A 25,844-nucleotide genomic window follows, 5' to 3' on the forward strand; every position below is an offset into this window, starting at 1 on the left:
CCGGCCTCATCGACCAGCAGAACAGAGGACAGACATGAGCGACATCGACGGCGTCTTCGACGACATCTTTCAGCGGTTCTTCGGCGATTCGATGGCGCGGCGGCCCTCCGTGCAGCGCGTCGACCTCAACCGGCTGCTCAACGACCAGGCCAAGGAACTGCTCAGCGAGGCCCAGATCGCGGCGGCCGACTGGGGCAACAGCGAGATCACGCCCGAGCACCTGCTGTACGCCGCAGCGCTGAACGAGCCCACCCGCGAGGTGATCTCGAAGGTGGGCCTCGACCCCGACAAGCTGGCCGCCACGATGAAGTCCGCCGCGCAGGCGGGCGCGACCCCGGACGGGGCCGACGGCGCACCGTCGCTCAGCCCGGCGTCGCGGCGGGCGCTGCGGCTGGCCCAACAGCAGGCGGCCCAGAGCGGGCAGTCCTACGTGGGGGCCGAGCACCTCCTGCTCGGGATCGCGGGAAACCCCGACACCGTGGCCGCGCAGGCCCTTTCGGGCGGCGGGATCTCGTCCCCGGGCGGGGCCGCACCCGGCGGGCCTGCCAAGCCCGGGAGGGCCGGCGTGCCGCAGGGGGCACAGCAGGACAGCGCCACGCCCACCCTCGACGAGTACGGCCGCGATCTCACCGCGGAGGCCCGCGCGGGCAAGGTGGACCCGGTGGTGGGCCGCGCCGAGGAGATCGAGCAGACCATCGAGATCCTCTCCCGGCGCCGCAAGAACAACCCCGTCCTGATCGGCGACCCCGGCGTGGGCAAGACGGCCATCGTCGAGGGCCTCGCTCAGCGCATCGTCAACGACGACGTCCCGAAAACCCTTGCGGGGCGCAGGGTGATCGCCCTGGATGTGAGCTCCATGGTGGCGGGCAGCAAGTACCGCGGCGAGTTCGAGGAGCGCCTCACCAAGGTGCTCGACGAGGTCCGGGAGAACTCCGGCGAGCTGGTGGTGTTCATCGACGAGCTGCACACCATCATCGGCGCGGGTGGCGGCGGCGAGGGCTCCATGGACGCCGGCAACATGCTCAAGCCCGCGCTGGCCCGCGGCGAACTGCACGCGATCGGCGCCACCACCATCGACGAGTACCGCAAGTACATCGAGAAGGACGCGGCGCTGGAGCGGCGGTTCCAGCCGGTGATGGTGAGCGAGCCGAGCGTGGACGACACCATCGAGATCCTCCGCGGCCTGATCGACGTGTACGAGGAGCACCACCAGGTGCACTACGAGGACGCGGCACTCGTCGCTGCGGCGGAGCTCTCGGACCGGTACATCACCGACCGGTTCATGCCGGACAAGGCGATCGACGTCGTGGACCAGGCCGGGGCCCGGGTCCGGCTGCGCACCAAGACCTCCGACGGTGACACCCGGTCCATCGAGGACGAGGTGGCACGGCTGAACCGGGAGAAGGAGAGCGCCGTCGCGAAGGAGGACTACAAGGCCGCGGACGACCTCAAGAAGCAGATCGCCGACGCCGAGCACCGGCTGGCCGCGGCCGGCCCCGAGGGCGGCGAGCCGAGCGTCACCGTGACCGACGTGGCCGAGGTGATCTCGCGCCGCACCGGTATCCCCGTCGCCGATCTGACCTCCGAGGAGAAGGAGAAGCTGCTGCGCCTGGAGGACGACCTGCACCAGCGGGTGGTGGGCCAGGACGAGGCGGTGCTCGCGGTCTCCGAGGCGGTGCGGCGCGCCCGCGCGGGCCTCAAGGATCCGGGCCGGCCGATCGGCTCGTTCCTGTTCCTCGGCCCCACCGGCGTCGGCAAGACAGAGCTGGCGAAGGCGTTGGCCGCCTCCGTGTTCGGCGACGAGGACCGGATGATCCGGTTCGACATGAGCGAGTTCCAGGAGAAGCACACGGTGTCCCGGCTGGTCGGCGCGCCTCCCGGCTACGTGGGCTACGAGGAGGCCGGGCAGCTCACCGACAAGGTGCGGCGCCAGCCCTATTCGGTGGTCCTGTTCGACGAGATCGAGAAGGCGCACCCGGACGTCTTCAACATCCTGCTGCAGCTGCTCGACGACGGGCACGTGACCGACGCCCAGGGGCGGACCGTCGACTTCAAGAACACGATCGTGATCCTCACCAGCAACATCGGCTCGGACATCATCCTCAACGCGCCCGAGGGCGACCTCACCGACGACGTGATCGCGCAGGTCAAGGAGCGGCTCAACGGCCACTTCCGGCCGGAGTTCCTCAACCGCATCGACGACACGGTGATCTTCCACCGGCTCGACCGGGCGCAGATCCGCAGCATCGTGGACCTGATCCTGGACAACACGCGGCGGCTGCTGCGCGCGCAGGACGTGGAGCTGGACGTCACGGAGAAGGCCGAGGACTGGCTGGCCGAGGAGGGGTTCCAGCCGCAGTTCGGTGCGCGACCGCTACGCCGGACGGTGCAGAAGGAGCTCGACAACCGGCTCTCGTCGATGCTGCTCCGGGGCGACGTGCGGGAGGGCGACACCGTGCGGGTGGACGCCGACGACGACGGCCTGCAGCTGTCGGTGGTGCGGGAGCACGCCGGCGGATCGGTCTCCGAGGGAGGTCCGCCCGCGTCGCCCGACGGTGACGACGAGGACGAGGGCGCACCCGTCGGCGGGGCGTAGCCGCTCTGCAGCCCGCCGTGGCCCGCAGGCCCGGGGCCGCTAGAGCAGGGTGTCGCGCATGAGCGCGACCACCCGATCCAGCGCGTCCCGGGTGGGCTGGCCGGGCTCGTCGATGAGGTGCTCGGTGAGCACCGAGTGCGGCGCGATGAGGGCGTCGGGGTTCGCGTCGTCGTCGTCGAGCTCGACCGCGATGAAGGCGTCGCCGAGTTGCTCGCGGAGGAACGCGAACCGCTCGTCGGGCACCATCTTGTCGCCCTTGAAGCGCAGGCCCATGACCTTCAGGCCCTGTTTGGCGCAGCGCACCTTGACCGTCTCGAGGTCCTGCGGCGAGATGTCGATGTTCCGGCGGCGGCTCGCCGTGACGCCCAGCGGCATCGACGGCTGGCTGAGCACCGGCGCCAGCAGCACGTTGTCCACCGCCATGCCGAGCGCGAAACCCCCGGTGAAGCACATGCCCACGGCTCCCACGCCCTTGCCGCCGCAGCGCTCGTGCTCCTGCCGGGCCAGCGCGCGAAGCCAGGTGACCACGGGCGAGGACTTCCCCACCGCGAGAGTGGTGAACTCCTTGCTCACGCACAGCGGCGCCAGCGAGGCCCCGGCCAGCGCCATGCCGCGCACGCCGACCTTCTTCGGGTTCCCCGCGTCCAGGCCGGGCACCCCGAACAGGTGCGGCACGACGGCGGTGAAACCCGCGTCCACCAGGCGGCGGGCGAAGGCGAGCACCTTGGGGGTGATGCCGGGGATCTCCGCCATGACGACGACGGCCGGCCCCTCACCCTTGCGGTACACGTCGTGCGTCGTGCCCTCCGCGGTGAAGGGCTCCACGGCGAAGTCGGCGATCTCTGCTGCAGCTACGGCTCTCACGTCCACGGGCACCATCGTGCCCCACGGTCACCCGAGGCGCTGCGCGATCGCCTCCAGGGCGGGCCAGGGGTCCTCGCCGAGGGCCTGAACGGTGACCTGATCCGCACCCGCGTCGAGGTGGGCCCGCACCCCCGCGGCGAGGGCGTCGCCGTCGCCGTGCACGGCGAGCACGTCGATCAGGCGGTCGCTGCCGGGCTTCGCGACGTCGTCATCGTCGAACCCGAGTCGCCGCAGGTTGGCGACGTAGTTCTGCAGGCCGAGGTAGAAGTCGACGGTCCGCCGGCCGGTCTCCCGGCCGCGCGCGGGATCGTCGTCGAGCACCACCTTCTGCTCCGGCGCGAGCAGCACCCCGTCGCCCAGGATCTCCCGCGCCCGCCGGGTGTGCTCGGGGGTGGTGAGGTACGGATGCGCGCCCGCGGTGCGGTCCGCGGCCAGGCGCAGCACCTTGGGGCCGAGCGCGGCGAGCACAGTCCGCGCGGCGGGCACGCCCTCGGCCTGCAGCACGTCGAGGTATTCGACGAGGGCCTGATAGGGCGTGCGGTAGTCGGCGCTCGCCTCGCGATGGCCCGCGCCGATCCCCAGCAGGAACCTGCCCGGGTGCAGGGCCTCGATCCGGTGGAAGGCCGCGGCGGCCGAGCGCGCGTCGTCCTGCCAGATGTTGAGGATCCCCGTCGCGACGGTCAGGTTCGACGTGGCCTCCAGCAGCGGGTCCACGACCGCGAGATCGCCGCCGGGTGACCCGCCCAGCCAGATCGCGCCGTAGCCCAGCTCCTCCGCGCGGCGCGCGAAAGCACCGTCGACCAGGGTGGACGCCCGCCAGATACCGAGATCTCCCAGAACACTCATGCCCCGTGCAACCCCGCGACGGCGCCGATGCTTCCCTCAGACCGCGGTCCGCGGGAGGTGCGGGCGGGCGGGGGCGTAGACGGCGCCCGCCATCGCCCGCGCGACCGCCTTGGCCACGTCGACGAAGTCGAAGTAGTCCCGCCAGGCCACGATCCGGCCGCCCCGCACCTCGAACCGCGCGCACACCCAGAACTGCACCCGCAGCGGGCCGTAGACGAGTGCGGTGACCCGCTCGGTGAGCGCGATCCCGTCGGCGCCCACCGCGGACAGGAGCACCGACTGCAGCTCCACGCGTGACCGCTCGTACCTGCGGAAATGCCGCGCCACGGCACGGCGGCCCCGCAGCGTGCGCCACGACGTGCGGGTGTACACCACGTCCTTCGCGAGCAACTGCTCGGCGATCTCGTAGTCGCCGCTGCCGAGGGCGTCGACGAACCGTTCGGCGACGTCCTGCGGAGACCACAGCGGGGAGTTGTTCACGGGTCGATGTTCCGTGCGGTGCGTGGCGCCCGCGCGAACTGGACGTGACGCGTTGGAGAAGCTTCGATTTCGCGCCTGAGGTGGGCGTTCGGTAGACTGATCGGCGACCTTCTCGGCGAGGGCGGCTCCGGGCCGCCGTTATCGACGCGAACGCCCTGCCCGCGGGACTTCCCGCGCGCCCCGTGCGGCCGCCTCGATGCGCCGAGGCCCGTTACCGCACGTAGGAGCACCATGTCCGAGACCAACAAGATCGCCGCCGCCGTCCGCACCGAGTTCGGCAAGGGTGCCGCCCGCCGCACCCGTCGCGACGGCCTCGTCCCCGCCGTCCTGTACGGCCACGGCACCGAGCCCCAGCACCTCACCGTCAAGGCGCTCGACTTCGCCGCGATCCTGCGCAAGGACGGCACCAACGCCGTGCTCGACCTGGACATCGACGGCAAGCAGCAGCTCGCCCTGACCAAGCAGGTCGTGGTGCACCCGCTCCGCAACTACATCGAGCACGCCGACCTCCTCGTGATCAAGAAGGGCGAGAAGGTCGTCGTCGAGGTCCACGTCGAGATCGAGGGCATCGCCGCCGGCGGCACCCTGGTCACCCAGGACGCCACCTCGATCGACATCGAGGCCGACGCGCTGAGCATCCCCGAGCAGCTCACCGTGAACGTCCACAACCTCGAGGCCGGCACGCAGATCACCGCCGCCGACATCGAGCTCCCCGCGGGCGTCACCGTGGTGTCCGATCCGGAGACCCTGATCGTCAACATCATCGAGGCCCCGAAGGCCGACGAGGGTGACGAGGGCGAGGCCGAGGCCGCCGCCGAGTCCGCCGAGTAACAGCGGTGAACGACCGGCCGCTGATCGTCGTAGGGCTGGGTAACCCGGGCGAGAAGTACGCCGGCACCCGCCACAACATCGGCTTCGACGTGGCCGACGAGCTCGCATCGCGCGCCCGCACCTCCTTCTCCCGGCACAAGAAGTCGGGCGCGGAGGTCGCGGGCGCGCGCCTCGCGGGCCGTCAGGTGTACCTCGCGAAGCCGCAGTCCTTCATGAACGTCTCCGGGCAGCCGACCGCGGCGCTCGCGCGGTTCTACTCGGTGGAGCCCACCGACGTGATCGCGATCCACGACGAGCTGGACATCGACTTCGGTCTGGTGCGGCTCAAGCGCGGCGGCGGCGAGGGCGGCCACAACGGCCTGCGCTCGCTGACCCAGCACCTGGGCACCAAGGAGTACCTGCGTGTGCGCGCGGGCATCGGACGGCCCCCGGGCCGCCAGGATCCCGCGGACTACGTGCTCAAGGCCTTCTCCGCCGCCGAGCGCAAGGAGGTCCCGCTCCTGATCGCCAACGCCGCGGACGCCGTCGAGCTGCTGATCTCGGGCGATCTGGAGTCCGCGCAGAACACGGTGCACGCCTGGTGATCACCTTCCGCCGCGTCGCCCGCGAGGACTTCGGGCTCCTCGCGATCTGGCTGTCCGAACCGCACAACCGCCGCTGGTGGAACCACGAGGTCTCGCCGGAGGCGATCGAGCTGGACTTCGGCCGGGCCGTCGACGGGGCCGAGCCGTCCGAGGACTGGCTCGCGCTCGACGGTGACGGCGCCCCGTTCGGGCTCGTCCAGCGGCAGCGGTGGGTCGACTACCCCGAGGAGGCCGCGGGCCTCGCGCCGCTGGTCGTCGCGGGCCCCGGGGACTGGGGCATCGACTACCTCGTCGGCTCGCACTTCGCGACGGGACGCGGGCTCGGCAGCGCGATGATCGCTGCGATGTGCGAGGTGATCTTCGCCGACCTCGGGGCCGATAGCGTGATCGTGGCCGTGGCCGCCGGGAACCGGCGTTCCTGGCGGGCACTGGAGCGCGCCGGGTTCTCCCGCCTCGGCCACGTCGACATCCCGGCGGACAACCCCGCCGACCCGCCCGACCACCTGGTCTACGCGCTGCCGCGCCCCGCGTGACCGCGGCGCGGTCTACCTGCGCGAACGGGTAGACTGGCCGATCGTGAGTTCCATCGCCGACGAGGTCGCCCGCCGCCGCACGTTCGCCATCATCAGCCACCCCGACGCGGGCAAGTCGACGATGACGGAGGCGCTGGCCCTGCACGCCCGGGTGATCAACGAGGCCGGCGCGATCCACGGCAAGGCCGGCCGCAAGTCGACCGTCTCCGACTGGATGGAGATGGAGAAGGCGCGCGGCATCTCGGTGAGCTCGACCGCGCTCCAGTTCTCCTACCTCCCCGCCGGGGACGCCGCGGACGCGGAGCCCACCGTGATCAACCTGGTGGACACCCCCGGTCACGCGGATTTCTCCGAGGACACCTATCGCGTGCTCACCGCCGTCGACGCGGCCGTGATGCTCATCGACGCGGCGAAGGGCCTGGAGCCGCAGACGCTCAAGCTGTTCCAGGTGTGCCGGCACCGCGGGATCCCGGTGATCACCGTGATCAACAAGTGGGACCGCCCGGGCCGCACGCCGCTGGAACTGCTGGACGAGATCTCCGAGCGGATCGGCCTCACCCCCACCCCGCTGTACTGGCCGGTGGGCATCGCCGGCGACTTCCGCGGCCTGCGGGATGTGCGCCACGACGAGTACGTGCACTTCACCCGGACCGCCGGCGGCGCGAAGATCGCTCCGGAGGAACACCTTTCGACCGACGCCGCGCTGGACCGGGAGGGCGAGGTGTGGGCCGAGGCGGTCGAGGAGACCGAGCTCATGCTGGAGATGGGGCAGGGCCACGATCAGGAGATGTACCTGGCGGGCCAGACCTCGCCGGTCATCTTCACCTCGGCCATCCTGAATTTCGGTGTGCGGCAGCTACTGGAGGCTCTGGTCGAGCTCGCGCCGCCGCCGCGCTCCCGGGAGGGCGTGGACGAATCGGTCCGCGAGGTGACCGCCCCGTTCAGCGCCGTGGTGTTCAAGGTGCAGGCCGGCATGGACTCCGCGCACCGGGATCGCCTGGCGTTCATGCGGATCGTGTCCGGCGAGTTCGAGCGCGGCATGGTTGTCACGCACGCGCAGACCGGCAAGCCGTTCGCGACCAAGTACGCGATGACGGTGGTGGGCCGCGACCGGGAGACGGTGGAGACCGCCTACCCCGGGGACGTGGTGGGCCTGGTGAACGCGAACGCGCTGGCGCCCGGTGACACGCTCTTCGACGGTGCCAGGATCCAGTTCCCGCCGATCCCCTCGTTCGCACCCGAGCACTTCGCCGTGGTGCGCGCGAACTCGGCCGGCAAGTACAAGCAGTTCCGCAAGGGCATCGAACAGCTGGGCACCGAGGGCGTGGTGCAGTTGCTGCGCAACGACGTCCGCGGCGACGCCGCGCCCGTCATGGCCGCCGTCGGCCCCATGCAGTTCGAGGTCGTCGTCGCGCGGATGAAGACCGAGTTCAACGTCGACGTGCAGGTGGAGCACCTCGGGTACTCGGTCGCCCGCCGCACCGATTCCGCCAGCGCGGACGAGCTGAACCGGCAGCGCGGGGTGGAGGTCTTCGAGCGTAACGACGGTGCGCTGCTGGCCCTGTTCTCGGACAAGTGGCGGCTGCAGTACATCGAGAAGGAGATGCCCTCCCTCACCCTCGCCCCCCTCGTCGCCGCCGCGGACTGAGCGGCATCGCGCCGTCAGAGCCGGGCGGCGCCGCGGGCGCGGACCTCGCCGATGAGGCGGTCCGCCTCCGCCTGTTCGATCAGGCCGCGTGCGGCCAGGGCGAGCAGGCCGTTGATCCCCGCCCAGCACTGGATCACCTCGGCGCGGGCCGCGTCCGCGGGCTCCCCGACGGCGTCGATCACCACGCCGAGAGCCCGCGCGAGGCAGCCGCGCACCTCCGCGCGGGCGGCGCGCACCACGTCCGAGTCCTCGCCGTGCACGTCGGTGAGCCCCAGCAGTCGGAAAGCCAGGGGCTCGCGCCCGTGGAAATCGAGGTACTCCTCGAACGCCGCCTCGGCGGCCGCGGCCCCGGGCGGAGCGTCCCGCACCGCGGCGGCCATCGCGTCGACGTGTTCGTGGCCGACGACGCATGCGAGGACGGCGTAGACGTCCGCCTTACCGCCCGGGAAGTTCGAATAGATGCTGGTCAGCGCTACATCGGCGGCGGAGGCGAGCTCGTCCACGGAGGTGCCGCGGTATCCCTGCGGCCGGGCGAACAGTGTGCGCGCCGCGTTCAGCAGCGCGGCGCGCGTGCGCCGGCGACGCTTGTCCGAGGGTTCCGTCAGGAGCGATTCCATGACACTATCCTAGTCATACTTCGTTATCATAGTACGACTAGGAGAATGCGATGACCGTCTCGCCCGACCAGCTGAACCCCGACGTCGCCGACGGCTCGGAGATCATGAAGCAGTTCCTCCCCGCGTCGCCGTTCGTCGCGCTCCTCGGCGTGCGCCTGGAGGAGATCTCCGACGGCGCGGCCACCCTCCTCGTTCCCTACCGGCCCGACCTCACCACGGTCGGGACGATGGTGCACGGCGGCCTCATCGGCGCCGCCGCGGACATCGGCGTGATGGTGGCCGCGTGGGCCGGGCGCCCGGTGCCGGACCAGCTCCGGGGCGTGACCGCGTCGCTCTCGATCAACTTCATCGCCCCGCTCGTGGAGGACGGGCTGCGCGTGCGCGCGCACCGCCTGTCCACCGGCCGGAAGACCAGCCACGTGCGCTGCGACATGTACTCCGAGACCGCGGACGCGCTAGTGGCCAGCGCCACCGGCACCTACCAGGTGGGCTGACCGCCTACCGAAACCGGCGTCGATCCCGGTCGGGATGCGAATACTTCCGCGTGATGCGGGATCGCGCCGGTTTCAGACACGGGCGCGCTGCGGTACCTCCCGGGCGAGCAGGACGGCGACGGCGCCGAGCAGCGTGCCGGTGATCCGCCGCTGCCACACCGCCCACGACGGGCGGCGGGCGACCAGACCCGCCACCGCGCCGGCGGCGACCACGATGCCCGCGTTCACCGCGATGGACACCGAGATCTGGACGCCGCCCAGCAGGAAGCCCTGCGCCGTGGTGTGCCCGCGCGCCGCATCGACGAACTGCGGGATCAGCGCCACGTACATGATGGCCGCCTTGGGGTTGAGCAGGTTGGTCACCAGGCCCATCCGGAAGAGCTTCGCGCGCGAATCCCGGGGCAGCTCACCGATCTCGAAGATCCCTCGCCCGCCGGGCCGCAGCGCCCGCCACGCCAGATAGCCGAGGTACGCGGCGCCCGCGGCCTTGAACCCCACGAACAGCCACGGCACCGCCACGAACACCACGGCGAGGCCGAGATTCGCCGAGGTCATGTACACGAGGAAGCCGACGGCGGTGCCGCCCAGCGAGATCAGCCCGGCGGCGCGCCCCTGGCCGATGCTCCGGGACACCAGGTACATCATGTTCGGCCCCGGCGTCAGCACCATCGCCAGCGCCGTCGCGCACATCCCCGCCATCGCGGCCCACGAAACGATCATGGAGGCGAGCCTGCCGCCCGCCGTCGCGCCGGTCCATAGCCAGTCGGGGGCGACTGGCCTCGGCGCCCGCCCGGTCCCGCCGCTCAGCGGGCGGCGTCCTCCACGATCTGCGCGGTGCGCGCCACGGCGTCGCCGCGGGACCGCAGTCGGGCGCCGAGATCCTGTGCGCGACGGACGGTGTCGGGCCGCAGAACCGTCTCCAGACCTGCGGTGAGTCGCGCCTCGTCGAGCTGCACGAAGGGCACGTGCGCCCCGACCCCCATCCGGGTCAGCTGGCCGCCCCACATCGGCTGATCGAAGGACACCGAGCACACCAGCGTGGGAAGCCCCGCGCGGAGGCTCTCGTACGTGGTCCCGATCCCGCCGTGGTGCACGGCCGCGGCGCACCGGTCGAACACCACGTCGTGCGCCACCGCGCCGGTGTAGTGCACCCGGTCCCCCGCCGTCGACTCGCGCGCCGCGAGATCGCTCCAGCCCGCGCTGACCACGACGCGACGGTCCATGGCGGCGGCCACGCGCTCGACCATCGCGATGGTGGACGCCACGTCCCGGATCGGCATGCTCCCGAAGCCGCAGTACAGAGGGGGATCGCCGGCGTCGATCCAGCTCAGGAGTTCCGCGTGCCGGTCGGCGCCCTCACCGATCCTCTCCCGCGCATCGCGCCCGAGCTCCAGGAAGCCGACGAGCGGGCGCCGCTCGTCCCACTCCTCGGCCAGCCCCGGGACGAACGCCGGGTCGTAGATCTGCACTTCGGGAACACCCCGTTTCGCCAGCATCTCCGACGGGGTCGCGGCCGAGAATCCCAGCCCGAGGTCCTTCCGCAGCGCGGCGAGGTACTTCAGGAACACCACCCGGCGGACGTTCTCGGAGACGCCCCACGTCAGCGCGTTCACCGCGGCGGGGTAGGTCCTGTCCGGGGGCAGCGCCCCGGGGAACGGATAGCTGCGGCAGGCCCTTCCGGGGAACCCGTGCATGGTGACCAACGGGGTGTCCGTGGCCTCCGTGACCGACGCGGCCCGGTCCTCCGTGAGCAGCGTGGACACCACCACATCGGCGCCGCCGCACACCTCGATGACCTCGCGGTTGAACCGCTCGCCGTACTCGTCCATCTGCTGCCCCACCATGCGCATCAGCTTCAGGCTGCTCCCCGCGGCGAGCGCACGCTGTCCCTCCTCCGACGAATACAGTTGCGCCACATCGGGTCCGCACGGCACCGCGTCGAGCCCCGCCAGCCGGGTGAACTCGACGAGGTTCGGTGGCGCGCCCACGAGCACGTCGTGGCCGCGGCGCCGCAGCTCCAGGCCGAGCGCGACGGCGGGCTGGACGTCGCCGCGGGTCCCCGTCAACGGGATCGCTATCTTCACTTCTCGCACCTTTCGTCGAATGTGGCTATCGTCGGGTCATGGATGGAGCGGGCCTGCACGTCGCGATGTTCTCCGATTTCCACCCGGGCACTCTCGGCGGGATCCAGAACTCGGTGAACGACCAGCGGCGCGAACTCGAGCGGCGCGGCCACCGGGTCACCCTGTTCACGCCGCCCGGCCCCGGCGAGGATCCGGGCACCGTCGAGCTCCGGCCGGTACTCGGGTTGCAGGTGAACGGTTTTCCCGCGGTCCTTCCCTCGCGGGCCAACACCCGGATCGTGGACGAGGCCCTCGCCGGGCACGGCTGCGACGTGGTCCACGTGCACACCACCTACGGGGTGGGAGCCATCGGCGCGAAACACGCCGCTCGGCACGGTATTCCGCTGGTCCAGACGATGCACAGCCGCGACGACCGCTTCCTGGAGGCCAATTCGCCGAATCCCGCGGCATCCGCGCTGGCGCTGCGGCTGCTGCACTCGGCGTTCGTCCCGCATCGGGAGGGCATCCCCGAGGTCGACGAGTCCGCCGCCGCGCACAACGCGTGGCGCGTGATGATCGCGCAGGCCAGGGCGGCCGACGCGGTGATAGCGCCCACCGCGCACTTCGCGGCGCGGCTGCGCGAACACGGCTTGGAGACGCCGCTGCACGTGATCTCCGGCGGCGTCGACGACGCTCTGCTCCCCGCGGAGGAGCGGCGCCCCGTCGAACCGGCGGGCGGGCCGCTCCGGGCCGTGTGGTGCGGACGGATCTCGCCCGAGAAGCGCCCGCTGGAGGCGATCGAGGCCGTGCTCGCCACCCCCGGCGTCACCCTGGACGTCCTCGGCGACGGTCCGCTGCTCGACGCGGCCCGGGACCTCGCGGAGCGGGACGGACGGATACGGATACACGGCCGGGTGGGCCGCCCCGAGGTGATCGCGGCGATGCGGGATCACGATGTGGTCCTGTTCAATTCGTCCGGATACGAGACGCAGGGCCTCGTCGCGCTGGAGGCGGCGGCCGCGGGCACCCCGCTGCTGTACTCCGATCCGAACCTCGCCGAGAACGTGCCGGAGGGGGCGGGGTTCCGCACCCGGGACGACTCCGCCGAGGCGATCGCCGCGGAACTCGCGGCGCTCCGGGACCGGCCGGACCGGCTCGCCGCCGCCCGAGCGGCGGCCCGCTCGGCGGACGTCCGCCAGTCTGCCCGGACGGACGAGATCGAGGTGCTCTACCTGGACCAGATCACCGCCCGCGCCCGGCGGCGCACCGCCCTCCCCACGGATCCGTCCGCGGTTCCCGGTGCCCCGGGCGCACTTCCGGTCCTCGGACACAGCGCCGTCGCGCTGCGGAAGGGGCTGGACTTCATCCGGGATCTCGGCCGCGACGGGCCGGTGGTGCGGATCGACCTCGGCCCGAAGCGGGCCTACGTACTCACCACGCCCGAACTGATCCGGGAGGTCGGGTTCCGGACCGCGGGCGAGTTCCACCGCCGCGACGTCCAGGAGTCGATGCACGAAGCCGTGCGCGGCGCCTCCAACGTGCTGTGCGGCGAGGCGCACGATCTGCGCCGCAGGATGATCGCCCCCGCACTGCGCAGCGGGCGGATCGCGGAGTACGCGGGCACCACGGCCCGGATCGCCGACGAGTGGGCGCAGTCGCTGCCCTTCGACCGTCGTGTCGACCTCATGATCGAGGCGCACGGGCTGATCCTGCGCACCGTGACGTCCACGCTGTTCACGGCGGACTTCGGTGCCGCCGCCTCGGAGCGGATCCGGCAGGACATGCCGTGGCTGCTCTCGCAGGTGATCGTGCGCGGCGCCCTGCCGGCGTCGGTGCAGCGGCTGCGGCTGCGCGCGAACCGCCGGTTCTCCGACAAGGCGGCGGCGCTGCGCCGCGAGATCGGCGCGGTGGTGGCCGCGTACCGCACGGCGGACGAGGAGCGCAACGACGTGCTCTCCGCCCTGGTGCGGCACGTGGACCCGGAGACGGGTGCCACGCTGTCGGACGACGAGGTCACCGACGAGCTGATTCTGATGGTGGCGGCCGGCGTCGGGTCCACCGCGTCGATCCTCGCCTGGGTGTGGCACGAGATCATGAGCGACGAGGCCGTGGCCGCGCGGGTGCGCGCCGAGGTGTCGGAGGTGGTCGGCGCCGGACCGGCGGGCCCCGAGCACCTGCCCCGGCTGGAGTACCTGCGGCGCACGGTGCAGGAGACGCTGCGGATGTGGGGGCCGTGGATCAGCTCGCAGAACGCCGACGGGTCGGTCGAGTTCGGGCGGGGCGACGCCGCGGGACCGGACGGTGCGACCCTCACCCTGCCAACGGATTCCATGATCGTGTACAGCCCGTATCTGGTGCACCACGACCCGCGGTACTACACCGATCCGGATCGATTCGACCCCGACCGCTGGACGGCCGAACGCGCGCACGAGATCGACAAGCGGGCGGTGCTGCCGTTCGGCGTGGGCGAACGCCACTGCCCGGGAAGCAACTTCGCGGTGACGATCATCCTGCTCGCCACCGCCTCGCTGTACTCCAGCCGGGAACCGCGCCCCGTCGGCGGCCCGCCGTCCCCGTCGACGACGGACTTCGTGCCGGCACCGTCGGCGCTGCCCGTCGTTCTGGGGCCGCGCGCGTACGCCTGAACCACGCTGCGGCATCTACGGACCCGCCGTCAGCGCGACGCCGAGCAGGGCGGTGTACAGCGCGAGGACGAACAGCAGGGCGGGCGCGATCGGGTACTCGTCCTCGCCGGAGCGTGCGAATCGCACGGCCCCGGACACCGGCAGGGCGAGCAGGACGACCGGGCTCCAGCCGAGCACGGCCGCAGCACCGTGCAGGTTCCACGGCCGGATCAGGAGGACCGCCGCCACGGCCGCGAGCGCGGCGAACCCGAGCCCGGCGATCGCGCTGGCACGCACCCCCAGTTCGGACGAGTAGTACGCCTCGCCGGGATGCGGGCCGCGAGACGTCTTGCGCGCGAACTCGAACTGCAGGAACGCGCCCGCGAAGATCGCGGCGGTCCACGCCGCGCCCGCCGCTCGCGGCACCTCGCCGGTGTCCATCGCCGACACCAGGACGTAGGCGGTCACCAGGAGCTGCACCGGGTAGGTGATCACGAGGTTGAGCACGACCGACCCACCCATCGGGGGCCATCGCGCCTCCAGCAGCCACAGCAGCAGCCCGTACAGCAGCACGGCCGCGATCGCGAGGGCCGACCCCGCGGAGAGCGCCGCCGAGGCGCCCACCGCCACGACGGCGATGATCGCCATCGCCGCCCGCAGGTCCGCCGCCGTGACGGCCCCGGTGACGAGGGGCCTATCGGGGTTGTGCACGCGGTCGTAGTCGAGATCCTTCTGCTCGTCGACCATGCGCAGGTACAGGAGGACGATCACCACCACCGCCGCGCGGACGGCGGTCGCGGCGCCGGGGGCCCACTCCCCGCCTGTGACGACGGCAGCGGTCCCCTCCAGGGCGAGCACCCACAGCACGCCGTAGAGCACGTAGTGCGGCTTGTACATCACCGCCGTGAAGCGCGCGATCCGCGCCGGCGACACCGCGGCAGCATCCACCGTCGTGTTCACTCCCGGACCGCGCCCTCCGCCGGAACGGGAACGAACTCCACCTCGATCTCGGCGCAGGTCCGGCCCGCCTGCTCGACCCGCACCACCACCGAATCCGGTGCGTCCTCGGCTCCTGCCACCCCGGAACCCACCGGGGAGCCGGCCATCCGCGCGTGGCACGTGGTCGCCACGTCCAGCTCGACGAACGCGTCGAACCGGCTGCGCAGCGTGGCGGCCCGCCGGGTCGGCGAACCCGCGGTGGCGACCGCGAACTGCCGCGCGGCCTCCAGGAGCAGGCTGCCGGGCACGTGGTCGAGCGGGTGATCGAACAGCGACGGATGCGTGGTGTCCACCACGAGCGGGGCCTCGGCCCGCGCACCGCTGCGGCTCACCGCGCCGATCACCACGTTGCGGCGCGCCTCCCGCCCCACCTCCGCGGCCCCGCCCGGGGTCGCCGGGTGGACGCCGGTGGGCCGCTGTCCCAGGCCCATCCGTTCGCGCACGGTCCGGCGCATCCCCGTCCACGCCCGCGGGGGCATCCAACTGAGCGACCCGAGGATCGTCATCATCGGTTCGCCCTCGCTCGCGATGTCCATGACCACGTCGAGTCCCGTGCGGCGGCCGTCCGCGACGTGCTCGCGGGTCACGCGGAGGTCGACGGTGAGATCGGCGGGCTCGGAGCCCGCCTCCCACCGCGGGCCGGGGACCGCGACACCGTCGAACACCCGGACCAGGAACGCGTGATCCATGGGCACGCCGAAGAACTCGTGACTCACGGCGATCCCCGCCTGCCGCGCGACCTCCATGACCGCGAGCGGATCGTGGTGTCCGGCCTGCGGCCCGCGGTGATCGCCGTAGTAGGCGTGCGCGCGGGGCAGCTGGGCTCCCAGGGTGTACACGGGAACGCCGTCCACGACGCGCGGCTCGGAGGCGAACGACGTGAGGAACACCTCGGAGACCGCGCAGCGATGCACCAGCTGGCGGGGCACGGTGCGGTCGTGCTCGATGTCCGGGCTGCAGGAGAGCCGGTCCTCCCCCGCCGCGCCGTGGGCGCTACTGATCGTCATGACTGCCTCCGGTCCGCGACCGCGGGATCGCCGCATCGCTGTTCGTGGTGTCGTGCAGGGGGTTCGGGGCGCTGAGGGGCAGGACGTGGGAGCCGAGCACGACGACGGACCAGGGGTCGGCGTCGACGCCCTCCGCCCACACCCGGCGCAGGAGCTCCGCGGCGGCGGCGTCCTGATCGCGCCGGTCCGCTCCTCCGGGCGGGTCCGGGAGCGCCGCGCCCGCGGCCGCGAGGTCCGCCGCGACCCGGCGGTGCGCCTCGTCCCGCTCGAAGCTCCGCGCGGGGGCGTCGGCGTACAGCGCCCCGGCCAGCTCCCGGGCCAGGGCCGCACCGTCCGCGCGGGGGTCGGCGGCCTGGACCGCCGCGACGACCCGCGCCCGCACGGTCTCGTCGAACAGGATGGCCAGCTCCCGCAGGACGTCGAAGGGATCGTCCGGCGTGTGCACCAGATTCAACAGGTGGCTGTGGATTCCCAGCGCGTGCCGGAGGTCGCCCGGCGACCGGCCGCGCGGATCGGTGGCACCCTTCTCCCGGGTGAGGCGGACCGGAACCGGCTCCGCCTGCTCGTGATCCGCCGCGACCACCAGCACGAGGGCGTCGCACACGCCGACCAGCAGGTCCGCGAGGCGCCGCCGCTCCGCGGACGCCGTGATCCAGGAGCTGCGCCACATCGCGCGCGCGAGGTGCCGGTCCGCGGTGATCCGCTCGGCGTGCGCCACCCGGTAACCGTTGCGCGCGAGCCACTCCAGCGTGGGTTCGACGGCGCGCGCGAGGATCGCATCGGGTTTGAGCAGGAGCATGGTGTGCCGCTCCGCGAAGTCGACGGGGTCGATCCCGCGCGCACGGAGCTGTCCCACCGACTCGATCACGTAGGTGTCCACATCGGCGGCGGAGCGGTTCAAACGGGTCAGCATCATCGGCTCCCCCGCACCGCTGCCAGGACGTCACCGATGCTCGTCAGCGGCGCACCGAGGTAGCCGACCTCCAGGCTGTGATCGAGGAGTGTGCGCAGGTACTCCGGGCCCGACGGGGGCGCCGCGCGGCCGAGCAGCGCATCCGAGTTCTCCGTGCAGAAGTCGAGCTTGCGGGCGAAGTAGCTGGTGTACAGCGACCCCACGCGCCGGTAGTACTCGCGTTCGAGGCGGTCGAGTGCACCGTCGTCGAAGCTGGACTCCGGGACGAACCGCGCGACCGCGAACGACGGGTACTCGGCGAGCACGTCGGACAGCTCGCGCAGCGTGAGCACGTCGGCCCCGAGGGCGTGGAACGTGCGGCCCTCCACGTCCGCTCCGCGGCCGTCGTGGAATCGCCCGGCCACCGCGGCGATCACGTCCGCCACGTGGTCGACGGGGGCCAGCGACAGCGTCGCGTCGTAGCGGCCCGGCAGCGTCCGCAGCTTGCCCTCGACCATGAGCTTGACCACGGTGTAGAGGTTCTTGTGATCGCGGATCGTGCCGTCCGCGGAGGCGCCGGACACGATCCCCGGCCGCACCACCGCGGCACGCAGCCCGCGGTCGCGCGCCGCCCCGATGATCTGCTCGGCGTGGAACTTGCTGCGCTCGTAGCGGTTACCGAACTCCTGCCCCACATCCAGTTCGTCCTCCAGCACGCGTCCACCGCGGAGGCCGCACACGTACGCCGTGCTCACGTGCACGAGCGGTACGTCCCAGGCGAGCGCCAGCTCCACGGCGTGCTCCGCGCCGGCCACGTTGAGCCGCCGGTACTCCTCGTCGGTGGCGTCGAACGCGGTGGTGGCGGCGCAATGCACGATGAGCGAGGTCTCCCCCGCGACCGCGGCGTCGAGGCCGAACCCGGGCAACTGCACGTCGCCCACCACCTGCCGGGTGACGGTGCGCGGCGCACCGTCGTTCCCGACGAGACCACGCGCCGCGTGCAGCACCGCGGTGACGGGGACGCCCGACGCCTCGAGGCGGGCGGCCACCTCGACCCCGACGAGACCGGAGGCACCGGTGAGCAGCACCCCGCCCGTCATGATCCGGCCCTCGCCCCGTCGATGAGCCGCAGCACGTCGCCCACCCGGAGCACCCCGGCGAGGCGCTCGGACGGGAACGGCGGCAGCCCGAAGGCCTCCTCGAGCGCCACCGTGAGCTCGATCAGCCGCACCGAGTCGTACCCCAGGTCCTCTCGGAGCCGGTCGCCGTCGCGCAGCGACTCGGCCGGAACGGGTTGCGGTGCGGCGGCTCCGGGGTCGCTCGGCGGCGCCATCATCGCGATCACGGAGAGCACCGTGTCGGCGTCGCGCTGCGGGCCGGTCATGGGGCCTCCCCCCGGTCGGCGCCGGCATGCGGTTGCGCGCCGCCGGTCGCGAGCAGGTCCTCGGCCTCCGCGAGGGGCGGCTTCACCCCCAGATTGTTGCCGATGCGGACCCAGTCGTAGCTGACCTCCAGCGTGCGCCGCCACTGCTCGCGGGAGTCGAACGACGCGGGGAAGCGCAGCCCGCCGATCACCTCGCGCACGGTGCCCAGCAGATCGTCGAGCACCCGCAGCCCGTCCAACGGGTCGCCGTCCGCGACGGCGGCCGCGAAATCGACGGAGGCGGCGGCACCGACGGCGTCCAGCACCCGCCCCCGGTGTACCGCCCGCGCCGGGACCATGCGCCGCAGAGTGCGCAGCGGCGCCACGTCCGGGGGCAGCGGGGTGACGGCGTACGCCGCGAGCACCATCCGCGTGCACATCGCGGTCAGGCGGTGCGCCGCCACCGCGGCCACCTCGGCCTGCCCGCTCTTGACGGCGCCCACCAGATCCTCCCGGGCGTTCTCCGCCACGACATTCGCCCACGTGAGATCCAGTGCCGCGGCGGCGAACCGGTCGGCGGGGAGCGGCGCGAGCGCCGCCGTCGCCCCGTCCGGGAGGTTCATCCCCGCCAACGAGAGCACCGGATCGCCGGTGTACGGCGACGGCGTCGCGGCCGCGGCGGGCTCGCACATCGCGAACGCGGGCCGGACGGGGCCGGTTCGCCCCCACGTGATCCCGAACAACCCGAGGCGCAGGAACTCGGCGAGCGCGGCGCGATGATCGCGATCGCCGATCCCCGATTCCGCCGCCGCGATCTGCGCGAGGGGCCTGCGGAACACGACGGTGCGCCACACCCGCGCGGCGTCCTCGGAGAGCGCGAACACGTCGCGGCCGCCCCGCACCACGTGCACCCGGCCGGCGACGTCCCACGTGGTGACGCCGTCCACCCGGGCCAGCCGTACCTCGCCGGGATCCGACCACTCGCCGTGCGCCAGTTCGGCGATCAGGGGCTCGACCTCGTCCCACCAGTCGCCGTGATCGCCGTCCAGCCGGGCGGCGGCCTCGCGGAGGCGGGCGGCGGGCGCGTCGTGGCCGCCGCGCCCGGCCCGCTCCAGCTGCCGTGGCAGCCATTTCGTCTCGAGATAGGTCTCCCCGGACCGGGCGCACCAGGCCTTGGCCGCCTGCACCAGGGCGTCGCGGGCCCACCCCCGCGCCTCCTCGTCCTCTCCCAGCAGGCGCAGGGCCTGGACGTGCCGCATCACCTGTTCCACCCGGAACGTCCACCAGCGCTCCAGGATCCGGGCGAAGCGCGGGGCGGGGAGGATCGCGCGCAGCTCCGCGAGGTCGACGGCGGCGCCGTCGCGGACGACCGTGGACCGCAGGAACCGCTGGCACCGGTTGAGCACGTCCTCGGAGAGGTCCTGGATCCGGTCGGCGGCGGCCGCGGCGGAGACCTCCTCCAATTGCGCCCGGATCTGTCCGGCGGTCCGGGTCCTGACCTCGAGGCGCCGGCCGTCGCCGAACAGCACCGAGGGCAGCGTCGGCAGCTCGCCTCCGCCGGACGCGATCACCAGGAAGTCGACATCGGAGCCCTCGTTCCCGAATCCCTCAGCGAGCGAGCCCTCGAACAGCACGAGGCAATCGGCGGGGATCGTGACCGAATCGAGTGCGGCGTCCAGCAGCTCCGACACCCGCTCAGCGCTCAGCGTCGGCGCGTGCGGTGCCGCCGAAGTTCCGTCGCTCTCGTGCGTCTCCACGTCGTCCAGCAGGCCGGCGTCGTAGCGCTCCCACAGCCGGCGACGGCGCGGTTTGCCGCTGGAGGTCTTCTCGATGGTGCCGCGCGGGCCCGTCACCACGGTCACGGTCTGCGCGGGTCCGAGCATGCCCCGGATCAGCGTGCGGGCCCGGGAGATCCACGGCCCGGGGGCCTCCTCCGCGAACAGGGCCACGCCCTGTGACCCGGCCGCGGGCAGGGCGACCGCAGCCAGCCTGCCCTTGATCAGGCCGCACTCGGCGGCGACGGCGCCCTCGATGTCCTCCATGAACACCGAGCGTCCCCGCACCTTGATGCTGGTGGCCATGCGGCCCAGCACGAACAGCTCGCCGTCCACCAGGAATCCCGCATCGCAGGTGAACACCTCGCCGTCGGCGATGCGCGTGGATCCCGCGCCGTCGCCGGTGTATCCGTCGGACGCGGACGCGCCGCCCACCACGACCTCGCCCAGTGATCCGTCGGGGAGGGGCGCGCCGTCGGCGTCGACGATCCGGACCGGCGATGCGGGGTCGGGCCGCCCGAGTCCCACGATCCAGCGCTCGCCCGAATACTCGTGCGCGGTTTCGAATCCGGCGCGATCGCGGATCTCGATCCGCTCGCCGAAACGCAGCGACGACGGCTCGGGCTGGATCACGGTGAGGGGAAGCTCCGGCCCGGATGCCGTGACCATCAGCGTGTTCTCCGCGAGGCCGTACGCCGCGACGATGCCCCGGGGATCGAATCCGCGGGGGCCGACGAGGCGGCAGAACGCCTGCACATCGGGCACGTCCACCGGTTCGGCCCCCACGGCCAGCGAGCGCCACCCCGAGAGATCGACGTCGGCGATCGCCTCGGGGCGGACGCGGTGCGCGGCGTAGCCGAGGGCGAACGACGGTGCCATGCTGTGCGCCGCGACGGTCATCGCGCGCAGCCACCGCGCGGGGTCGCGGATGAACTGGTCCGGCCGCATCAGGTGCAGGTCCTCCTGCACGGTGACCGTGGTGAGGAAGCCGCCGATCAGGCCCATGTCGTGATACAGCGGCAGCCAGGAGGCCATGGCCTCGCCGGGCCTCCAGCCCAGGGTGCGCGCGATCATCGCGGTGTTGGCGGCCACATTGTCCCAGCTGATCCGCACACCGCGCGGGGAGCCGCTCGAACCGGAGGTGAACTGCAGCAGCGCGTACGGCCCGGGGGCGCCGAAGGGCTCGTCGGCCGGTGCGCCGCCGGCCCCGACAGCCCCGTCGGCCAGAGCTGCGTCGAGCGCGATCACCCGGACCCCGGGCCGGTCGCTGCGGCCGATCGCCGCGCGCACCAGGTCCACGAGACCGGCGATGGTGACGACGACCACCGGCTTTGCCTGCTCGATGATCTCCGCGACGTGACGGGTGTACTCGTCGAGGTCGGCGAACGTCGGGGGCGTCACGGGGGTGACCGTGCCGCCGCGCATCCAGACGCCGTAGACGGCTGCGACGCAGTCGAAATCGGTGGGCATGAGCACGCAGACGCCGTCTCCGGTCCCGACTCCGTCCACCCGCAGCACCGCGGCGACGTCGCGGACCGAACCGGCGATCGAGGCGTAGCTGCGGAACGTTGCGCCCGAGCCCTCCGACGCCAGGTGGACGCCGCGGTCCTCGGCGGGATCGTGGAGCCAGCCCCGCACCGCGTCGACCCCGGACAGCCCCTCGTACCTACGCATCGTCGTCTCCTCCCGAGAGCACGGTGACGGTCCCGGCGGTCCCGTCCACCCGCACGCGCATTCCGGTCCGGATGGCGCCCGCCGCGCCGCGCAGCTGGACCACGGTGGGAACACCCAGCTCCCGGGCCACGATCGCGACGTGGGTGAGCGGGCTCCCGCGTTCGATCACCAGTGCCGACGCCGACGGCAGCGCGGCGACCCAGCCCGGGTCCGTGCGGTACGCGACGAGCACCCCGCCCGCCACGTCGCCGGGCTCCGTCATCACCACGGCGCGTCCCTCCACGATCCCGCCGGCCGACGGCGAGCCCCGCAGCACCACGCCGTCGGCCGCGGCGGCGACGTCGGAGACGGGCACCCAGCCCTGGGCTGCGAGCTCGGCGTCGCCGAGATCCGGGCCCCGGGTCTCGAAGCGCTCGGGCGCGACCAGCCCCGCGTCGCGCTCCCGGGCGGCGCGGCGGGCGGCCACCCGGTCACGCAGACCGGCGCCGGCCTCCGGGGCCCGGTACGCGTCCCGCAGTTCGTCGATGGTGAGCTCGAAGACGTCGCGGAAGTCGTCGATCTCGCCGCGGGCCGCGAGGTCGCGGCCCATCACCCGGATCAGCCGCTTGACCATGCCGAAGGCGCGGGTCCGGCAGAACCGCAGGCGTTCCCGGTGGGCGGCGCACCGCGAGACCTTGCCCCGCAGCCGCTCGTAGACCCGGCGGCGCACGCCGTGCAGGTGCGCGTCCAGGTACTCGTCCGCGGTCTGCACGGGGGCGGTCTCCCCCGGTACCCCCGGGGCGTCCGCCGCGCGGGCGAGGCCGCTGCGCAGCATGAGGTACACCGAGGAGGGATCCTCGTGCAGGTCGGGGACCTCCAGCTTGAGCTCGTCCAGGCTGCGGTAGCCGTACCGGGCGAGGTAGTCGTCGAGTCCGGCGCGGAAGTCCTCGTGCGCGCCGGACCGGACCGCGGCGTCGATCGTGGCGGGATCCGCGGTGTCGATCAGGCTCCGCAGCGCGGGGTCGGCCGCGGCGCGCTCCGCCAGCGCGGTCATGGCGCGGGCCGGCTCCGCCGACTCCACATCGGCGCCGGGGCCGATCACGGCGTAGAGGAACCACTCCGGCGCCCTCGGCAGGAGGACCTTGGTGAGCGCGTACATCGAGCCGGTCAGGGTGAGCAGCACCGCGTCGAGCACCATGAGCGGCCCCCATCGCCGCACCAGGTCGCCCTCCACGCGGAGGTAGGCCTCGTAGGCCTCGGCGCCGGACATCGCGTCGAGGTCCACCGCCTCGAAATCGTCGTACACGCGGTAGAACTCGCGGAGGAAATCGGCGACGACCGCGTCGATCGTCCACAGTCGCCGCGCGTACGTCGCGGTGGTGACCAGCCGCGAACGCAGGCGTTGCAGCGGACCGTCGAACGTGAACGGGCGGAGCGCGCCGGCCGTGCCGGAGTCGAGCGGCTCGCTGACGCCGAGCGCCGCCTCCAGCACCTTGCGGTTGAGCGGGTACCCGGGCGCGATGCCGACCATGCGGTACCAGTGCAGCAGGTTGTAGTAGACGCGGGAGTGGAAGCAGCCCAGCATGTACGGGGTCCACTCGTCGATCTGCCGCAGCTGCGCCGCGGGCACCCGCAGCGATGCGGCGTAGCCGCGGTACACGCGGCTGTAGATGTCGGCGGCGGTGGTGAACGTGAGCGGCGAGGTGAGTCCGCTGAAGCTCTCGATGATGTTGGAGTTGTCCCAGATCCGGGCGTCGCCGGCGGCCAGCGGCTCTCCCGCCCCGCGCAGCAGCAGCGCGGGATCCGGTTCGGCCGCCGCCGGGAGTGCGGGCGCGATGGCGGTGATCGGGCGCGACTGCAGGAACCAGAAGTCGGTACCGTCGTGCGCCCACTCGACGTCCTGCGGCTCGCCCAGGGCGGCGGCCAGGTCGCGCGCCAGCGAACAGAGCTCCCGGACGCGATCGGGCGGGAGCGCGCACTCACCCCGCGCACCGTCGGCGACGGGGAGCTGCACCGCCCCCGCGGACCCGCTGGGCCGGAAGCTGGTGGCCTTCTCGCCGACCACCACCTCCGCGGCCCCGCCCGCGTCCACGGTGACCGTGTCGGCGTCGACGGCGCCCGATACGAGCCCCTCGCCCAGTCCGTACACGGCGCTGACCACGGTCTCATCGGTCGCGCCGGTGATCGGGTTGGCGGTGAACACGACCCCGCTGACCTCGGCGTCCACCAGCCGCTGCAGCACCACGGCGACGCCACCGGAAGGCCGCCGGCCGGCGGCGAACGCGTAGCCGACGGAGCGCTCGGTGAACGCGGACACCCAGCAGCGGCGGACCCGGTCGGTCACGTCGTCGAGGCCGTTGACGTTGAGGAAGGTGTCGAACTGGCCGGCGTAGGAGGCCTCGGCGCCGTCCTCCACCGTCGTGGAGGAGCGCACGGCGATCGCGCCCTCGCCGACGGCGCGGTAGGCGTCCGCGATCAGCTCGCGCAACGGCGCCGGGAGCTCCGCCGACGCGATCGCCGCGCGGATCCGCGCGGCGTGCTCATGGGCCTCGGATTCCTCTGCCGCGCTGTGGAAGTCCTCGATCAGGCCGGCGAATCCGGAGTCCCGTGCGAGGGTGTCGAAGGCGTCGGTGCCCACGACGGACCACTCCGGCACCCGCAGGCCGCTCCTCTCCAGGAGGGCGAGCCCGTGGCTCTTCCCCCCGCCGAGCACCCCGAGTGTTTCCGGGTCCGTCCACGGGCCCAATACCTGCATGCGGCTCCTCCTACGACACCGGTCGTCCGATTCGCAGCGGCGCCCGTGCTCCGTCGTCTCGAAGCCCGCGGGTCAGCGGTCACCCTCCCTCGGTGTCCACTGTCGCAGAACGACGCCTGTGTGCGATCCGCTTATCGAGGAGCGTGGCCGTGTCGTTACGGGGCGTCGCCGAGGAGCGCCTCGACCTCGGCCTCCACGACCTCGCCGACGGTGGCGGGCGAGAACTCCGGATCGCGGGTCTTGTCGACGAGCACCGCGCGGATGCCCTCCACGAAATCGGGACGGCGGATGAGCCGGGCTCCCACGAGGGCCTCGGCGGCGAGGCACTGCTCCAGCGTGCGGTCCGCCGCCTCCTGCACCAGGTCGAAGGTCACGACCACCGAGGTGGGGCAGGCGGTGGCGAGCTGTTCGCGGGCGGTGTCCGCCCACGCGCCCTCCGTCGTGGCCAGCGCGGAGAGGATCTCCGTCACCGAGCTGCGGCCGAACACGTCGGCCACCTCATCGAGCGGCAGGACGCCGGCCGGGGCGTCGCCTCCGAGGCGGGACAGCGCACCGTCGAGCTCCTCGCCCGCGAGCAGGGCGGACTCAAGCTCGCCCATGGAGTCGGCCGGGACGAAGTGCGTGGCCAGGCCGACGGCCAGCGCGTCGCCCGCGCCGATCCGCGCGGCGGTCATGCCCATCAGCGCGCCGACGCCCTGCGGCAGGCGGCCCAGGATGTACGTGGCGCCCACGTCGGGGAGGAAACCGATGGCCACCTCGGGCATGGCGATCATGGCCTTCTCGGAGACCACGCGGTGCGAGCCGTGGATCGAGACGCCCACGCCGCCACCCATGTTCACGCCGTCGATGAGGGCGATCACGGGCTTGGGGAACTCGGCGAGGCGCTGGTTCATCGCGTACTCGTCGTGGAAGAACGGGGTGAAGTCCTCGCCCGCCACCACCTGGTCGCGGATGGCCCGGATGTCGCCGCCCGCGCAGAACGCCTTCGGCGACGCCGAGGTGATGAGGACGCGGGTCACCGCATCGTCGGACTCCCAGGACCGCAGCGCGGCGTCGATCGCGTGCACCATGCCCGTGGTGAGCGCGTTGAGCGCCTTCGGCCGGTTCAGCTCGATGTGGCCGGTGCCCCCGGACACGGTGGTGACGATCTCCGCCTCGACGTTCTCGACCGCGATGTCGCTCACTGCCCACTCCTCCGATTTACTCGCATATCCAACTAA

General features: G+C 72.6%; 21 protein-coding genes. 7 read left to right on the forward strand and 14 right to left on the reverse strand.

What is annotated here, in order from left to right:
* Positions 1-34 precede the first annotated feature (34 nt).
* Positions 35-2,596: an ATP-dependent Clp protease ATP-binding subunit gene (locus BN39_RS01660; protein ID WP_019200612.1), complete on the forward strand. Its 2,562-nt coding sequence runs from the start codon at positions 35-37 to the stop codon at positions 2,594-2,596.
* Positions 2,597-2,635: 39 nt separating this feature from the next.
* On the opposite strand, the gene BN39_RS01665 is transcribed toward BN39_RS01660, so the two are convergent.
* From BN39_RS01665 to BN39_RS01675, 3 genes are read right to left on the reverse strand one after another with little or no spacing between them, the layout of a single operon-like run.
* Positions 2,636-3,475, reverse strand: a complete 840-nt coding sequence (locus BN39_RS01665; RefSeq protein ID WP_019200613.1) for a dienelactone hydrolase family protein — start codon at positions 3,473-3,475, stop codon at positions 2,636-2,638.
* A 12-nt stretch (positions 3,476-3,487) separates the two neighbouring features.
* On the reverse strand, positions 3,488-4,306 hold the full coding sequence (locus BN39_RS01670; RefSeq protein WP_019200614.1) for an LLM class F420-dependent oxidoreductase: 819 nt from the start codon (positions 4,304-4,306) through the stop codon (positions 3,488-3,490).
* A 36-nt stretch (positions 4,307-4,342) separates the two neighbouring features.
* Positions 4,343-4,786, reverse strand: coding sequence for a limonene-1,2-epoxide hydrolase family protein (locus BN39_RS01675; protein ID WP_019200615.1), 444 nt, complete (start codon positions 4,784-4,786; stop codon positions 4,343-4,345).
* 231 nt (positions 4,787-5,017) lie between these two features.
* On the opposite strand from BN39_RS01675, the gene BN39_RS01680 reads away from it, so the two are divergent.
* The 4 genes from BN39_RS01680 to BN39_RS01695 are packed head-to-tail and all read left to right on the forward strand — an operon-like array spanning position 5,018 to position 8,382.
* Positions 5,018-5,617, forward strand: a complete 600-nt coding sequence (locus tag BN39_RS01680; protein ID WP_019200616.1) for a 50S ribosomal protein L25/general stress protein Ctc — start codon at positions 5,018-5,020, stop codon at positions 5,615-5,617.
* Positions 5,618-5,622: 5 nt separating this feature from the next.
* Positions 5,623-6,201: an aminoacyl-tRNA hydrolase gene (gene pth, locus BN39_RS01685; protein ID WP_019200617.1), complete on the forward strand. Its 579-nt coding sequence runs from the start codon at positions 5,623-5,625 to the stop codon at positions 6,199-6,201.
* The gene (locus tag BN39_RS01690) at positions 6,198-6,734 is read left to right on the forward strand and encodes a GNAT family N-acetyltransferase (RefSeq protein ID WP_019200618.1); all 537 of its coding nucleotides are present in this window, start codon (positions 6,198-6,200) and stop codon (positions 6,732-6,734) included. Before pth ends, BN39_RS01690 begins: the two co-directional genes overlap by 4 nt.
* Positions 6,735-6,774: 40 nt before the next feature.
* On the forward strand, positions 6,775-8,382 hold the full coding sequence (locus BN39_RS01695) for a peptide chain release factor 3 (RefSeq protein ID WP_040765740.1): 1,608 nt from the start codon (positions 6,775-6,777) through the stop codon (positions 8,380-8,382).
* A 14-nt stretch (positions 8,383-8,396) separates the two neighbouring features.
* Here BN39_RS01695 and BN39_RS01700 read toward each other — a convergent pair whose 3' ends face one another.
* The gene (locus tag BN39_RS01700) at positions 8,397-8,999 is read right to left on the reverse strand and encodes a TetR/AcrR family transcriptional regulator (protein WP_019200620.1); all 603 of its coding nucleotides are present in this window, start codon (positions 8,997-8,999) and stop codon (positions 8,397-8,399) included.
* Between the two features lie 50 nt (positions 9,000-9,049).
* Between BN39_RS01700 and BN39_RS01705 the strand changes: the two genes are divergently transcribed.
* Positions 9,050-9,493 (forward strand): PaaI family thioesterase, encoded by a 444-nt coding sequence (locus tag BN39_RS01705; protein WP_019200621.1) that lies wholly within the window; start codon positions 9,050-9,052, stop codon positions 9,491-9,493.
* A 72-nt stretch (positions 9,494-9,565) separates the two neighbouring features.
* Here the strand turns inward: BN39_RS01705 and BN39_RS01710 are convergent, their stop codons facing one another.
* Both BN39_RS01710 and BN39_RS01715 read right to left on the reverse strand, forming a co-directional pair.
* Positions 9,566-10,210, reverse strand: coding sequence for a LysE family translocator (locus BN39_RS01710; RefSeq protein ID WP_202803290.1), 645 nt, complete (start codon positions 10,208-10,210; stop codon positions 9,566-9,568).
* Between the two features lie 86 nt (positions 10,211-10,296).
* Complete coding sequence (locus BN39_RS01715) at positions 10,297-11,577, reverse strand: glycosyltransferase (protein WP_019200623.1); 1,281 nt, start codon at positions 11,575-11,577, stop codon at positions 10,297-10,299.
* Positions 11,578-11,615: 38 nt separating this feature from the next.
* Here BN39_RS01715 and BN39_RS21985 point away from each other — a divergent pair, with 38 nt between their 5' ends.
* The gene (locus BN39_RS21985) at positions 11,616-14,201 is read left to right on the forward strand and encodes a cytochrome P450 (protein WP_019200624.1); all 2,586 of its coding nucleotides are present in this window, start codon (positions 11,616-11,618) and stop codon (positions 14,199-14,201) included.
* Positions 14,202-14,216: 15 nt separating this feature from the next.
* Here the strand turns inward: BN39_RS21985 and BN39_RS01725 are convergent, their stop codons facing one another.
* The 8 genes from BN39_RS01725 to BN39_RS01760 form a co-directional block, all read right to left on the reverse strand.
* Complete coding sequence (locus BN39_RS01725) at positions 14,217-15,140, reverse strand: hypothetical protein (RefSeq protein WP_019200625.1); 924 nt, start codon at positions 15,138-15,140, stop codon at positions 14,217-14,219.
* The gene (locus BN39_RS01730; protein WP_019200626.1) at positions 15,137-16,186 is read right to left on the reverse strand and encodes a ScbA/BarX family gamma-butyrolactone biosynthesis protein; all 1,050 of its coding nucleotides are present in this window, start codon (positions 16,184-16,186) and stop codon (positions 15,137-15,139) included. The genes BN39_RS01725 and BN39_RS01730 overlap by 4 nt, the downstream gene beginning before the upstream one ends.
* Complete coding sequence (locus BN39_RS01735) at positions 16,173-17,099, reverse strand: nucleoside-diphosphate kinase (RefSeq protein ID WP_019200627.1); 927 nt, start codon at positions 17,097-17,099, stop codon at positions 16,173-16,175. Before BN39_RS01735 ends, BN39_RS01730 begins: the two co-directional genes overlap by 14 nt.
* The gene (locus tag BN39_RS01740) at positions 17,099-18,178 is read right to left on the reverse strand and encodes an SDR family oxidoreductase (RefSeq protein WP_019200628.1); all 1,080 of its coding nucleotides are present in this window, start codon (positions 18,176-18,178) and stop codon (positions 17,099-17,101) included. The genes BN39_RS01735 and BN39_RS01740 overlap by 1 nt, the downstream gene beginning before the upstream one ends.
* Entirely contained in the window at positions 18,175-18,462 is a 288-nt protein-coding gene (locus tag BN39_RS01745) for an acyl carrier protein (RefSeq protein WP_019200629.1), read from the reverse strand. Before BN39_RS01745 ends, BN39_RS01740 begins: the two co-directional genes overlap by 4 nt.
* Complete coding sequence (locus tag BN39_RS01750; protein ID WP_019200630.1) at positions 18,459-21,890, reverse strand: AMP-binding protein; 3,432 nt, start codon at positions 21,888-21,890, stop codon at positions 18,459-18,461. The genes BN39_RS01745 and BN39_RS01750 overlap by 4 nt, the downstream gene beginning before the upstream one ends.
* Positions 21,883-24,624: a phosphoenolpyruvate synthase gene (locus BN39_RS01755; protein ID WP_040765741.1), complete on the reverse strand. Its 2,742-nt coding sequence runs from the start codon at positions 24,622-24,624 to the stop codon at positions 21,883-21,885. Before BN39_RS01755 ends, BN39_RS01750 begins: the two co-directional genes overlap by 8 nt.
* A 155-nt stretch (positions 24,625-24,779) precedes the next feature.
* Positions 24,780-25,808, reverse strand: coding sequence for an enoyl-CoA hydratase/isomerase family protein (locus tag BN39_RS01760; RefSeq protein ID WP_019200632.1), 1,029 nt, complete (start codon positions 25,806-25,808; stop codon positions 24,780-24,782).
* Positions 25,809-25,844: the final 36 nt, after the last annotated feature.

Source organism: Tsukamurella sp. 1534 (assembly GCF_000312385.1).
Classification (GTDB): domain Bacteria; phylum Actinomycetota; class Actinomycetes; order Mycobacteriales; family Mycobacteriaceae; genus Tsukamurella.

Coding starts and splice junctions, on each gene's coding strand:
- BN39_RS01660 (WP_019200612.1), top strand. CDS start 35: ATGAGCGACATCGACGGCGTCTTCGACGACATCTTTCAGCGGTTCTTC.
- BN39_RS01665 (WP_019200613.1), bottom strand. CDS start 3,475: ATGGTGCCCGTGGACGTGAGAGCCGTAGCTGCAGCAGAGATCGCCGAC.
- BN39_RS01670 (WP_019200614.1), bottom strand. CDS start 4,306: ATGAGTGTTCTGGGAGATCTCGGTATCTGGCGGGCGTCCACCCTGGTC.
- BN39_RS01680 (WP_019200616.1), top strand. CDS start 5,018: ATGTCCGAGACCAACAAGATCGCCGCCGCCGTCCGCACCGAGTTCGGC.
- BN39_RS01700 (WP_019200620.1), bottom strand. CDS start 8,999: ATGGAATCGCTCCTGACGGAACCCTCGGACAAGCGTCGCCGGCGCACG.
- BN39_RS01705 (WP_019200621.1), top strand. CDS start 9,050: ATGACCGTCTCGCCCGACCAGCTGAACCCCGACGTCGCCGACGGCTCG.
- BN39_RS21985 (WP_019200624.1), top strand. CDS start 11,616: ATGGATGGAGCGGGCCTGCACGTCGCGATGTTCTCCGATTTCCACCCG.
- BN39_RS01730 (WP_019200626.1), bottom strand. CDS start 16,186: ATGACGATCAGTAGCGCCCACGGCGCGGCGGGGGAGGACCGGCTCTCC.
- BN39_RS01735 (WP_019200627.1), bottom strand. CDS start 17,099: ATGCTGACCCGTTTGAACCGCTCCGCCGCCGATGTGGACACCTACGTG.
- BN39_RS01740 (WP_019200628.1), bottom strand. CDS start 18,178: ATGACGGGCGGGGTGCTGCTCACCGGTGCCTCCGGTCTCGTCGGGGTC.
- BN39_RS01745 (WP_019200629.1), bottom strand. CDS start 18,462: ATGACCGGCCCGCAGCGCGACGCCGACACGGTGCTCTCCGTGATCGCG.
- BN39_RS01750 (WP_019200630.1), bottom strand. CDS start 21,890: ATGCGTAGGTACGAGGGGCTGTCCGGGGTCGACGCGGTGCGGGGCTGG.
- BN39_RS01755 (WP_040765741.1), bottom strand. CDS start 24,624: ATGCAGGTATTGGGCCCGTGGACGGACCCGGAAACACTCGGGGTGCTC.